Raw genomic sequence first — 13,225 nt, 5'->3', positions numbered from 1 at the left:
ACAGTTCGCGAGCGCAAGTGTCACAATACTTAAATATTTTTTAGGTACGTTGTTGCGCCAATAGCGCTCGGTCGCAACAACGTACCTTTTTTAATGTGCCAGTTGCCTAATTTTAGTATAAAAATCTTTTGTTACACCCGGTTGTTATACCAAATCCGAGTTTGCCACCCCTTTTATCTTCTGACTCTTCTCTTTGCGTTCTAGCGCCGCTTCGCTAACGCCTCGAAAGCGGTTCCATCATAAAGGGGGTAAGTAAACCGGATTTGGTATTACACCCGGTTGAGGATAGTTTTTGTGCGTAATTCCTCACTAAAATTAGGAGACGGCGCGATGCTCTCGCAACACGTATCCAACTCCCCGAACAGTATGCAGCAAGCGTTTTGAGTTACTTGCTTCTAACTTGATCCGTAACGCACGAATATACACTTCAATAATATTTGACTCGCCCATGAAATCGTAACCCCAGACTTTTTCTAAAATGCGATCGCGCGTAATGACTTGACGGGGATTCCGCAACAGAAATTCCAACAAATCAAACTCTTTAGCAGTGAGATCGATCGGTTGATTTCCTCGATAAACTTCGCGGGTTAAACAATTTAAGATTAAGTCTTCAAATTCTAAGCTATCCGGGTCATTTGCTTGAGTTCGGCGCAGGCGTGCTTTGACTCTCGCCAGGAGCTCTTCCATGCTGAAAGGCTTCGTCACATAATCATCAGCGCCAGCATTTAATCCAGTTACGCGATCGGGTACTTCATCTTTTGCTGTTAACATAATTATTGGTACTTGCACGCCAGTCGATCGCAATCTTAAACAAATATCCAATCCAGAGATGCCCGGAAGCATCCAATCTAAAATTAATAAATCCGGTTCAGCCGTGCGGGCCATCATCAATCCATCCAATCCATTAGGGGCGACAGTGACGTGATATCCTTCGAGACTGAGCTCTAATTCGATGAACTTTGCCAGTTTAGGGTCATCTTCCACAAGGAGAATGCGATCGCTCATAGCTGCGGATTCCAGACAGGTAAGGTGATAGTAAAAATACTACCCTCTCCCGGTTTAGATCGGATCGCGATACGTCCTTCCATCCCTTCAATCAGGCTTTTGGCGATCGCCAATCCCAACCCTGTACCATCTCTAGAGCGCGTCATAGACTCATCCACCCGGTAAAACCGCTCAAAAATCCGGTTTTGATGGGGGAGAGAAATACCAATTCCGCGATCGGCCACATGAACCATCACCTGCTGTTCCCTCTTTTCTAAGATTAACTCAACAGGTTGTTCCGGAGCAGAATACTTAATTGCATTATCGACTAAATTAATTAAAACTTGTTGTAAGCGATCCTGATCCGCACAGGCGACAACATCCTCATCACTTGACACCAAAATAATTTTCCGATTGCTAACCTTTTCACTCATCTCGGCAACCTCAGCCACCAGAGTATTCAGTATCACCGGATTCAAACGAAAGTGCAAATTGCCGCTATCAGCCCGCGCCAAATCGAGCAAATCTTCTAACATCCGAATCGTGCGTTCAGTTTCACCAACCGCCGTTTCCAGTGCTTGCTGCTGATAGTCGCTTAAATTAGTGCTGCGCCGCAGCAAACTTTGTAAATAACCAACTACCACCGTCAGGGGAGTGCGTAATTCGTGGGAAACATTACCGACAAATTGGCGCTGTTGCTCCCAAGAACCCGATAATCGAAACAACATTTCATTAAAGGTTTGCGCTAGTCCTAAAATCTCATCAGGAGCCTGATGCAGTTGGAGTTTTGCCGCCTGCAAATTATCAGCAGACAAAGTGCTAGCTACCTGACTCATATGTTCCAAAGGGCCCAGAGCGTGACGAATGCGACTGGCGATCGCCACCATCAACACTAAGATTACCACAATACTGACAATAATTAGACTGCGAATCGCATCATTTAATTCACGTTGCTCATCAGTGATATCTTGAGAGAAATATACCGTACCCAGCAATTCATTTTTGATCCTCAGAGTCGTGCTACAAATCACCAAATAGCGATCGCCCACCTGAACAAAAGTCGGCTCAGCCGGTACTTCCGTCAAAGAGATCATCTTCGTAATCTTAGAAGATTGCATATCCATATCAGGTGAATTCACCAAAAGCATCCCATCATTTCGCTTCACCCAGACCATGATTCCTCCTGTAGAAGCTTTTTGGACGCTGCGGGTCAAGCCAATTTCTAGTGAACCCATTTCACTATAAAGCTCTACCTGTTCGGGAAAACGCATTCCAATATATTCCAGCGTTTGTTTGTGGGCGCCGACTAGATTTTGCGACCTTTGCCAGCCGGCCCAAAATGCCACACTGCTAAGTCCTAAAATCGACAGCACCAGCAATTCCCCAGTCAATCGAAACTGAAGCGAAGAAGTGGAAATTCGCTTGCCCGTGAGATGGTTAATAGTGGCTCTAAATTGGCGAATGTGCTTCATTTTTTAGTCAGTTGTTGTGAGGTAAATCAAGCCTAATAATTAGATGATTGTCAACTAAATTATGACTTCACGAAAGGTCAGAAACCGGGTTTTTTGCGAAAATCATTAATCATTCGTTGTAGACCGGATATTCGCTAAAAAACCCGGTTTCTTTAGTATAAGTGCGTGCAGAAATGTAGATAAAAAGAGCCATCAGAATGCTCGCTTAAAAGTTTTCCGCAGTGCCTTTAATCTGGTTAAACTCAAAGCGTCGAGCATAATCTGCTTCACCATAAAGATTAAAACTAATTGTTGGTTCATCTCCGAGCGCTTCCACATGATGAATCGCATCGGGCATCAAGCACAAAATGTCACCAGGGGCAAGCAAAATATCGCCCACTGTTTGAATTTTATCGGGAAACTTGGGAATTGGCGATCGCCTCCAAAAAGTATTTTTCTCCTGTCCGCCCAGTAGCGCCACCAGTCCCCAACTAGCATGATTGTGAATCGGAGAAACCGCACCCGGAGTCCAAGCCACCAACTGCACCGTCAGAGGAAAAAACGGTTCATCATAAAGTGTTTGTACCGCCCAGCCAGTCTCAGAGTCAGGCTCAAGCACAGCCATTTCTAACCAGGAAGAACTCTCTAACAACCTGCGGACAAGGGGACAAATTGCTTCGAGTCGCAAAGAATCATCACTAATTTGCTCTAATACATCTTCTAAGTCAGTTAAAAATCGGTAAAGTCGGTAAGGATGACTCAAATCTTCAATTTGATTGGTAGCTCCACAAACATGGTACTGTCCATCATCCGTCACTAACAAGTCTTTTCCTGTCATAATTTCTCAACTCGCGGTTAAATTACTGCACTACTAAAAGATAGTCAGGGTTAATGTCCACTCTATAAGACATTCCTGGCAACTAGATGATGCGTTCCTAATTCCCAGATGAATTTTTGCTGAAGAAACTGACATATAAAGCATTCAGAGTTTTATCTCCCATCCATCTCTTCCTCATCTAGCACTCATTTTCTTGAGTGTTAATGTAAACAACCTCAAGTCTTGAGGACAACAAAAAGCCAGAAAAATTGCCAGAGAGCAAGAAGTCTCAAGCAAATATCTGGCCTGGAACAACTAACAATTTATCGGGAAATTAGACACATGAAAGTAAAATACATTACCACGATCGCCATTGTCACCATTCTCGGTTTGGCAACAGCTAATGTTAGCTACGCCAACTTCAAGGCTGCCACAAACTTAAACTCTACAACCGTTTCATTCAAGATTGCAGAATCCAATCCTTGTGCGGGTAAAGAAAATCCTTGTGCTGGTAAAGCCAATCCTTGTGCTGGTAAAGCCAATCCTTGTGCTGGTAAAGCCAATCCTTGTGCTGGTAAAGCCAATCCTTGCGCTGGTAAAAGCAGCACAGCAACCCTTCATCCTCAATTCTACACCGAAAAAGGTGTGGCTCTTGATGGTCAGGATGTCGTAGCCTATTTCACCCAAAGCAAATTAGTTATGGGAGTTAGCCAATTTAAACATAATTGGGGTGGAACAACTTGGATGTTTGCTAGTGCAGCAAACCGCGATATGTTTGCCAAAAATCCTGAAAAGTATGCTCCTCAATACGGTGGATATTGCGCCCAAGCTGCCAGTGAAGGGAATCTTGTTGTCACTCAGCCTGATGCCTGGAAAATTGTTGATGGGAAGCTTTATCTCAACTATGATAAGAAAGTACAGGCACAGTGGATGGGTGATATCCCCGGTCACATTGCTTTAGCAAACAAGAATTGGCCTGCTATTCTGAATAACAAAGAACTGTTCCGCTAAGCTAAAATAGGACTTATGCACGGGTACTCATGAACCGTTTGGTTGAACCATCATACTTGGCTCAAACTCACATCAGGCACCATTGCTAATAAGTTTTTGAAGGGCGGGAGAACCCGCCCACCCCACAAGAAATCTGATGTCTGGTGGCACAGGCCGGAAAGCCTTTGGTTGACAATGGCTTTCCCGCCCACTCCACAAGAAAGTTGAGCTAACGCGGTGAGTTAAATAAGTATTATTTGAGTGGGAAGAAAGTAAATGATTCGATCGCCAATTCATAAAATTTCCTGAAAAAATATGAGTTCACGGCTTAATTATTTGGGCTTGCACCGTCGAGACAGTGCCTCCAGCCACCGGATACCGATCGCCAATACCGTCATGTTCGGTTCGGTTATTTTAGCGGGTGAGTTAAAGTCTCTCTTCCTGCTATTTGGGATTTTATTGAAGCCTCGGGTTTTGTTCGATCGCGATCGGGCGATCGATTTCGTTAAAATCTCAAAAGTTTAGTTTTATCAACTTTAAGAACGAAAAGGTGCTGTATGGAATTTAAAGATTTTCTGGCTTTGGTTCATCCTATTTTAGCTGTAGCGATCGTTTTTCCGATGCTGGGTGTTGTGCTGAATATGGCTTGGCAAACTATGCAGCGCCGCAAGCAAATTGCATCCGGGGATAAGAGCAAAATTCCCCATGCAGTCGGTCAAGAACACGTCAAAGCAGGTAAAATTCTGTCTGGATCTGTGGTAGGAGTGACGTTGTTGGGTCTAGGCTACCCGATTTTTGAGCATATTTTGAGCAAAGATGTTTGGAGCAAAAACTCGTTTCAGGTAATTTTTATTATTCTGATGTTTGTGGCTACTATTGCCTCTTTGGTCATGCTCTATCGATCGACACCTGCTATGTGGCGCGGCATATTTGCGACATTGACGGGTGCTGGTTTGGTGATTCTTGGCGCTCAAGATGGCGTTTATCGGCGAACCGATGAATGGTATTGGTCTCACTACTACATTGGCATCGCCGCTGCGCTGCTTATGGTTTTCTCCCTTGCCATTATTCAAGATATTTACAAAGATCGATCGAATCGCTGGCGCACGATCCATGTTATCTTGAACTCGATCGCTGTGCTGCTGTTTCTGGGACAGGGAATGACCGGAACCAGGGATTTGTTGGAAATTCCTCTGAGCTGGCAGAAACCTTATATTTATAGCTGTGATTTCGCCAATAAGACTTGCCCAAAGCCTTGAGCGATGGTATTACTGTCAGATTCAAGTCTAAAATTGGTAGCGGGACTTAAATAATATCTGAGACTAAAAAGGCTTCAAACCAATACAGAGAAATTGTTTTAGCTCGAATTTGCCTGAATCCAGTATTCACTCATGTTTCAGGCATTTTTCGGTCAGCGACCTCGCGCTCCTTGTCCGCAGAGGTTTTCAGCCATTTTAAAGGCTATAAAATGTTTAAGTCCCGCTAATGACTGCTGACTAAAATTAACTGCAAAAATCCTTGACATTTGCCGCAATCTATGATGGGACTAGCCGCGCCGGTATTTCGAGAAAAAAAATATTTACAAATATTAAGTTTTTATTAAATTAAGTATTATAATTGTGGTAACTTCCAACTAAGTATTTATTCTCACTATCATGATAGCGGATCAATTTCCTTGGCTGACCGCAATTGTCATCCTACCCCTCGTAGCTTCCCTCGCCATCCCTTTTATACCCGATACAGGTGGCAAAACCGTGCGCTGGTATGCCCTAGGCGTAGGCATTGCAGATTTTGTATTAATGTGCTGGGTGTTTTGGACTCATTACGATCCAAGCATCTCTACTTTCCAAATCGTCGAGCAATATCCCTGGATACCTTCTTTAGGCCTCAACTGGTCTGTTTCCGTTGACGGACTGTCTGTTCCGCTGGTACTGTTGGCGGGATTGGTGACGACTCTATCTATTTTTGCTGCATGGGAGGTCGATCGCAAGCCGCGGCTCTTCTACTTCCTGATGCTGGTGATGTACTCGGCACAAATAGGAGTATTCGTTGCCCAAGACATCATGCTGCTGTTCATTGTCTGGGAACTAGAACTAATTCCCGTGTACTTGCTAATCTCGATTTGGGGCGGACAAAACCGCCGCTACGCAGCTACCAAATTCTTGATTTACACCGCCGGCGCTTCTATCTTTATTCTCATCGCTGCCTTAGCAATGGCATTCTACGGCGGAGGAAACGTCACCTTCGACATGGTAGAACTAGGACTGAAAGACTACCCGCTAGGTTTAGAAATCCTACTTTATGCGGGATTGTTGATTGCCTTCGGCGTGAAACTCGCGATTTTCCCCTTTCACACATGGCTGCCTGATGCCCACGGCGAAGCATCTTCTCCCGTGTCGATGATTCTGGCCGGCGTATTGCTGAAAATGGGCGGCTACGGACTGATTCGCTTGAATTTGGAACTTCTTCCGAAAGCACACGTTTACTTTGCGCCGATTCTGGCGGTGCTCGGCGTGGTTAACATTATCTACGGCGCGCTGAATTCCTTCGGCCAATCGAATATGAAGCGCCGCCTTGCGAATTCGTCGATTTCTCACATGGGATTCGTGTTGTTGGGTATTGCTTCCTTCACGGATTTGGGAATCAACGGGGCGCTGCTGCAAATGATTTCCCACGGTTTGATCGCCTCAGTATTGTTTTTCCTGGCTGGCGTTACCTACGATCGCACCCATACCATGATCATGGACGAGATGGGCGAGATTGGGAAAGTGATGCCGAAAGTGTTTGCCTTGTTTACCGCAGGCGCGATGGCATCCTTGGCACTCCCGGGAATGAGCGGTTTTGCTAGCGAATTGTCAGTGTTTGTGGGCGTCGCAACTAGCGATATGTACAGCGGTTCTTTCCGGGCGGTGACAGTGTTCCTGGCGGCGGTGGGACTGATTTTGACGCCGATTTATTTGCTCTCGATGCTGCGGCAGTTATTTTACAACTGCGGGAGACTAGCGGCTTGTGACCTTGAGGATCTAAATTTGCAGAATCAGCGAAAGAATCTGGATGAAGCGGTTTGTTTCGGTAATAGTTGCGTTTTGCCTGGTGATGCACCGTTTATTGATGCTAAACCTCGGGAAGTGGCGATCGCATTTTGCTTCTTGATACCGATTGTTGGCATTGGTTTTTATCCCAACATGGCGATGCAGGTTTACGACGCGAAGACTGTGGCGGTGAACGCCGAAGTCCGCCAATCTTACACCCTAATCGTTCAAGAAAATCCTCAGATTTATGCGAAGGGATTTTTGACTCCCAAAATTGCACAGGCTCAAACAGCGCCTGCTTTGGGCAAAATTACCGGGTCTGAATCTGCATCGGTTTTCGGTATTGTCAAGTAATTTTATCGAATTCTGTTTTTGCTGAAAATTGGGCGATCGCTTTTGTTAAAGGGCGATCGCTTTTTTTGTAGAAGGAATTCGTCAAGCGTGAAGTCGTCAAGCGTGAAGTCGTCAAGCGTGAAGTCGTCAAGCGTGAAGTCGTCCGAGGGTATAAGGGAATACGCGATTGTTAAGGCAGTCCCGTCGGCTTTCACCATGTGAAAAATAGATACGGAGATTGCTTTCCCGAAGCGCAATGACAAAAAAACGTTAACAATCGCGTATTGGGGTATAAGGAAGAGGGAATAAGCAATGCGAGAACGTCCTCACCGTCGGGCGCGGTTTCCTTAGCGCTGAAGTTCTGCAATAATCAGGGCCAGATTTTCCCTAGCATATCCCACCTCAAGCATCGATTTATCCTCCAGCCCAGAGGCAATTTTCGTCAGGATATTTAGCGGTTCTTCAAAGCCTGTAGTTTTCAGAAACAACACTTGCAGCCGATTTTTAACTAATTCTAAAATAGAGCGACTTCGAGCCTCTTTACCCCCTTTTTCTTGAGCAATACTCGTGCTAAGATTGTGAGTTTTCAACAGCCGCATTCTTTCTATTCCTTGCGTCTTAACAGTTTCCAAAACCTCCGCTCGAATCTGCTCGACCAATCTTTCGCTCACATATTTCACAATTAAAGGCTGAAGCATAAAAACAGTTTCCCCGCCCTCACTGATTTTTTCTATCAGCGAGCGACGGCCCAGAGAATCGAGATTTTTCACCAAATCGGAAAGCGACGAATTGACAAACATCTTCTCTCGCAAAGTCGCCAGGGAAATCGGACTTTGAGCCACAGCCAGCCAGTAGGAAATCTCTTGTTCTGAACTTGACATTCGATCGAACTGCTGCGCGAGCAAATTGCTGATGTGTTCTTCGATAAACAACGCCGTCGCTTCCAAAAATTTGACAACATTTCCCTCAAAAAACTCGTGAATCGTTGTCGCCACAATCTTCAAGGCTAACAGATTGCCTCCGTACCGGCCTAACAAGATTTCCCATTCTCTATTTCGAGCGGACAAACCTTTTTCTTGGAAAATCTCGCGGGCAATTTCCTCGGAAATAGCAGGTTTTAAAGACCGCACTTTGTCTCCCGCCAGCAAACTCAGTTCCGTAGGTTCTTCGGAACTAACTAGCACCAAACAGCTATTGTGATTGACCTCACAGAGCCGCACAATTAAATTTCGATATCCTTCGCAGCCTTCGCGGTAGTGTCCGGATAGTTCTTCGGGTCTGAGAATTGCTTCAAAATCGTCTAAAATTAGCAGACAGCGCTGCTTGCGCAGGTGCTCGACTAAGCGCGAAATTTTGCCGTTAAGGTCGATCCTCTGCGAGGGCTCCGCTAACGGCACATCGGGCTTTTGTTGGTTAGAAAAAAGCTGAATTAAGCCGGCTAGGAAGTCGGATGGTGCTGGTGCCGATCGCAGCGATCGCCAAATCACAAAATCAAACTCATTCTGTACCTGTGAGGCCAACTGCACCGACAGAGTTGTTTTGCCGCTACCAGCCAAACCCAGCAGCGCTACCAGGCGACAATTATCCGATACGATCCACTGCTTTAAAGTAGTTAATTCTTCAGTCCGCCCGTAAAAAACCGCAACATCCGGTGCTTGGCCCCAATCTTCCTGTCGGCGCGCGTAAGTGTTGCCCGCCCCTACGGGAGGCTCATCAACGGAGAGGAGCGGCATCTTGAATAGAGATCCTTTACCTCGACTAAAATCGATCGATCCCTGCTCGGTGTGGTATGAAAACAGCAACTGATGCCTCAATTCCGACAGCTTTCCAGGGCCGTTCCCCGCGATTTGAAACTTTTTGTAAACTTCGCCTAGTCTTTTGCGAACGGCGATGTCGCTAATGCCAAGCTTGCTTGCGATGGTAGCCGTAGATTGACCGTCGAGAGCCATAAACACAGTTTCTAACTCGGCATCTGTAACGCCGCGCTCTTTGGCGATCGTCTGCACAAAGTTTTGAGGAATCGGAGTAGTCAAGGTAGGAATCTCGCCTGTACTAAAAATCTATCTTCTATTATATTCTCTGAGTTCTCGCGGGCGAACAATTGAATCTCTCAATCTTCAGCTTGCTTGTCGGTTTTTCGGGCAGTTTGAGATATTTATCAGAAAAATTGGGTCTAAAACCCCGTTTTTCTAGGACGGCTTTACTTTTCTCAGCTTTTAGTTTACCATAATAGAGGTAGTTTGGTAAGTGCAATGTTAAAAGCCTATAAGTACAGAATCTATCCGACTCAGGAGCAATCTATATTGCTTGCCAAGTCGTTTGGGTGTGTACGTTGGTTTTACAACTATGCACTTAACTTAAAGGGCGAAACTTACCAGAAGACGGGTAAGGGATTAAGTCGCAATGACATGATTAACTTGCTGCCCTCCTTAAAAAAAGAATTTGAATGGTTGACCGAACCACCCTCTCAATGTTTGCAGCAAGTAGCTTTGGATTTGTCGAGTGCTTTTCTGAACTTTTTTGAGCAGCGGGCTAAATACCCGAACTTCAAAAAGAAGGGACAAAAGCAATCTATTCGCTTTCCTCAGCAGGTAAAACTAGATGGTGACTATCTCACATTGCCAAAACTGGGCAAGGTTTACTGCAAAGTATCTCGCGCTCCTGAAGGAAAGCTCAAATCGGTCACAGTATCTCTGAATCCATCAGGTGAATATTACGCCGCTTGCCTGTACGAGCGTGGCAAAGAGCAGCCTGTTGCATCTTCAGAGGGGAAAGCTATTGGCATAGATATGGGGCTCGAACACTATGCTATTACCTCCGAGGGTACTAAACACGGCAATCCTAAATATTACCGCAAGTATGAAATAAGATTGTCTAGCAGACAAAAGCAACTCAGTCGCAAGCAAAAAGGGTCAAATAACCGCAATAAAGCTAGGATTAAAGTGGCCAAAGTTCACGCCAAAATTACTAGATGTCGTGAAGATTTTCTGCACAAACTAAGTCGTAAATTAGTTGACGAAAACCAAGTCATCGTTGTCGAAAATCTGGCGGTCAGAAACATGGTAAAAAATTCCAAACTAGCTAAATCAATTAGCGATGCGGGTTGGGGTCAATTCTGCACCATGTTGAAGTACAAGGCCGAGTGGTCGGGAAAAATCTACATCGAAGTAGACAGGTTTTTCCCCAGTTCCAAGACTTGTAATAACTGCACGCATCAAGTAGATCGCCTCAGTTTAGATATTCGGAGCTGGCAGTGCCCTAAATGTCAAACCATACATGACAGGGATATCAACGCAGCTATCAATATCAGAGAAGAAGGTTTACGACTTTTGGCGGGAGGGCATCTCGCTACCGCTTCTGGAGAAAGAGTAAGACCAAGTAAAGGCACTGCTTTTAGGCGGTGTTTTTCTGTGAAGGAAGAATCGCCACGCCTTGATAGCTGGGGAGTTGTCAAGTCAGATAGAACAACAGCGAGCGAACAGGTTGGTAGTGAGGACTTGGGTCTTTTCATTGGATGAGGACTTCAGTCCTGACTACCAACCTGATAATTATTTTTTTACCGGACATGATATCATCTGTAGCAGCGCTCTCTCAGCCAAAAATCTTCGTACTAGCGCGGTATTCTTCGGCCGAAACCAGCCGCCAACTCCCATCGCCCAAAAGTTCCAAAACCTGCTGGTGATATTTCACTAAACTCAATCGGTGGCCGACACTCACAAATGTAGTTTTAGTTGCTTGCAACTGCTCGTATAAATGTTGCTCGTTCTTCAAATCCAAAGCACTTGTCGCCTCATCCAAAATAGCATATCGCGGTTGGGTCAGCAACAATCTGGCAAAAGCTAAACGCTGCTGTTCTCCCAGCGACAAAATCTCTGCCCAATCTAAATCCGCCTCAAAACCGCCCAATCTGTCCGGCAAATCTGCTAAGTTTACTGATGCCAAAACGCGGCGCAATTCGGCCTCATCAACCTCGCTGCTGGTGTTGGGATACAGAAGTTGCGATCGCAAACTGCCCAAAATCATATAAGGACGCTGCGGCAAAAACAGCATTTCCCCCAATTTTGGCCGCGCCAAACGGCCCGTTCCCGAGTCCCACAAACCCGCAATTGCCCGCAGCAAAGAACTCTTCCCAGCACCGCTTTGACCGACAATTAACAGTCCTTCTCCCGGCGACACCGCTACCGACAAATCGCTAATCAAAGTCTTTTCATGCTGCGGAGTATCCAAAGTAACGTGTTCCAGCGTCAACTCAGAATCAACTACGACATCTATCGCAGTTCCTCCTGCACGAGATACCGCCCTTTCTGCTTCCAAGGTATCTGTAAATACAGTTAAACGATTGATACTAGCGGCAAAATAAGTCAGCGGTTCAATCCGACTGACAATCACTGAAAAAGCGCCTAAAACCTGACGGAAAGCAAAACCGGCTTGAGTGATATCTCCAAACTGGATGGTATCGGTTTTGTCGGCAAAGTAAGCTGGAGCCAGAAACAAAGCCGGAATAATCACAACAGCATATCCGTATCCAGTTGTGAAATAATCCAAGTTTCGCTGCCAGCCAATTAGCAAATTAAAATTGCGAAATACTTCCACGAACCGCTGCTTTATTTGGATCGATTCTCGCTCTTCCCCCTGATAAAAGGCAATTGATTCAGCATTGTCGCGAATGTGAACCAGTCCGTAGCGGAAATTAGCTTCTTTTTTAAGTTGCTCGAAATTCAGAGGCACTAATCTTTGACCAAAAATCATAGTGGCGACCGTGCCCAAAATAGCATAGACAATCAGGAAAATCGAAAGTTGTTTCGAGATAGACCACAGGATACCCGTGAAAGATATAATATTAACTATTGAACCCAGGATCGCCAGCATAAAGGTCAAACTTATCTGGGTAAACGATCTGACATCTTCAGAAATTCGCTGGTCGGGATTGTCGATTTCCTTGTGTGACTTTATTTCGTAATAAGCCCGATTGTGAAAATACTTATCGACGAACTTATTTGTCATCCATTCCCGCCAGTAGAGACCCAATTTATCTTGGGTATAGCGGTAAATTACCACAATGGGAGTGCCGACTACAAAGACGCCCGCATAGACAAAAAGATATTTCCAGTAATTGAGCTGGTCTTTCTTTGCTAGTGCTGTGTTAAAAAAGTTACTGACGTAACTAATTATTACATTCAAACCGCTGACTGACAGGGACAATAACAGCAATAAAGCCAATAATGCCCACGACTGCCAATGCGGTATCAATCTGCCTTTGAAAAATAAAAAAGCGCTGAAAGGAATAATTAGCATCAAGGCAATAATGATAATTCTCGGGGAATTAATAATTTCTTGCAACAAACTAACTAATCCAGCAGCAATATTATTGACAAAAGCGGGAAAAAGTGCTTGACCTAGCAAACAGACAGCGCTCACAGCCACAAACATTGCAGCGAAGAGAAATATCAACAACAGCGCTACTAATCCTAAAAAGATTCTGCCGCCCCCAGGCTCTAAAGGATAAAAGTAAGGCTGAGCGATCGCAATAAATCTATTCCACAACTGACGGTCAAATCGATTCATTTTAGCTGTTTACAAAACTACTTCGGCTTTTATAACATATCAAGTTTTATTAC

The 13,225-nt window shown here is 45.0% G+C and carries 10 protein-coding genes; 5 read left to right on the top strand and 5 right to left on the bottom strand.

Annotation, left to right across the window (positions count from 1 at the left end):
• Positions 1–315: 315 nt before the first annotated feature.
• From QUB63_RS26380 to QUB63_RS26370, 3 genes are all read right to left on the bottom strand, one after another.
• A complete protein-coding gene (locus tag QUB63_RS26380) occupies positions 316–1,005 on the bottom strand; it encodes a response regulator transcription factor (protein WP_332948323.1) in 690 nt (229 codons plus the stop codon).
• Entirely contained in the window at positions 1,002–2,456 is a 1,455-nt protein-coding gene (locus QUB63_RS26375; RefSeq protein WP_332948322.1) for a HAMP domain-containing sensor histidine kinase, read from the bottom strand. The genes QUB63_RS26380 and QUB63_RS26375 overlap by 4 nt, the downstream gene beginning before the upstream one ends.
• Positions 2,457–2,661: 205 nt before the next feature.
• A complete protein-coding gene (locus tag QUB63_RS26370) occupies positions 2,662–3,273 on the bottom strand; it encodes a cupin (protein ID WP_332948321.1) in 612 nt (203 codons plus the stop codon).
• A 321-nt stretch (positions 3,274–3,594) separates the two neighbouring features.
• Here QUB63_RS26370 and QUB63_RS26365 point away from each other — a divergent pair, with 321 nt between their 5' ends.
• From QUB63_RS26365 to QUB63_RS26350, 4 genes are all read left to right on the top strand, one after another.
• On the top strand, positions 3,595–4,263 hold the full coding sequence (locus QUB63_RS26365; RefSeq protein ID WP_332948320.1) for a YHS domain-containing (seleno)protein: 669 nt from the start codon (positions 3,595–3,597) through the stop codon (positions 4,261–4,263).
• A 294-nt stretch (positions 4,264–4,557) separates the two neighbouring features.
• A complete protein-coding gene (locus QUB63_RS26360; protein ID WP_332948319.1) occupies positions 4,558–4,767 on the top strand; it encodes a hypothetical protein in 210 nt (69 codons plus the stop codon).
• Positions 4,768–4,799: 32 nt separating this feature from the next.
• Entirely contained in the window at positions 4,800–5,501 is a 702-nt protein-coding gene (locus tag QUB63_RS26355) for a DUF4079 domain-containing protein (RefSeq protein ID WP_332948318.1), read from the top strand.
• 396 nt (positions 5,502–5,897) lie between these two features.
• Positions 5,898–7,628: an NAD(P)H-quinone oxidoreductase subunit 4 gene (locus tag QUB63_RS26350; protein ID WP_332948317.1), complete on the top strand. Its 1,731-nt coding sequence runs from the start codon at positions 5,898–5,900 to the stop codon at positions 7,626–7,628.
• 326 nt (positions 7,629–7,954) lie between these two features.
• Here the strand turns inward: QUB63_RS26350 and QUB63_RS26345 are convergent, their stop codons facing one another.
• Positions 7,955–9,640, bottom strand: coding sequence for an NACHT domain-containing protein (locus QUB63_RS26345; protein WP_332948316.1), 1,686 nt, complete (start codon positions 9,638–9,640; stop codon positions 7,955–7,957).
• Between the two features lie 219 nt (positions 9,641–9,859).
• Between QUB63_RS26345 and tnpB the strand changes: the two genes are divergently transcribed.
• On the top strand, positions 9,860–11,125 hold the full coding sequence (gene tnpB, locus QUB63_RS26340; protein WP_332948315.1) for an IS200/IS605 family element RNA-guided endonuclease TnpB: 1,266 nt from the start codon (positions 9,860–9,862) through the stop codon (positions 11,123–11,125).
• Positions 11,126–11,198: 73 nt separating this feature from the next.
• Here tnpB and QUB63_RS26335 read toward each other — a convergent pair whose 3' ends face one another.
• Positions 11,199–13,172: an ABC transporter ATP-binding protein/permease gene (locus QUB63_RS26335; RefSeq protein WP_332948314.1), complete on the bottom strand. Its 1,974-nt coding sequence runs from the start codon at positions 13,170–13,172 to the stop codon at positions 11,199–11,201.
• Between the last annotated feature and the right edge of the window lie 53 nt (positions 13,173–13,225).

Source organism: Microcoleus sp. ARI1-B5 (assembly GCF_036705795.1).
Taxonomy (GTDB): domain Bacteria; phylum Cyanobacteriota; class Cyanobacteriia; order Cyanobacteriales; family Microcoleaceae; genus Microcoleus.
The sequence above is the reverse complement of the archived record's forward strand: the minus strand, read 5'-3'. Positions and strand labels throughout refer to the sequence as shown.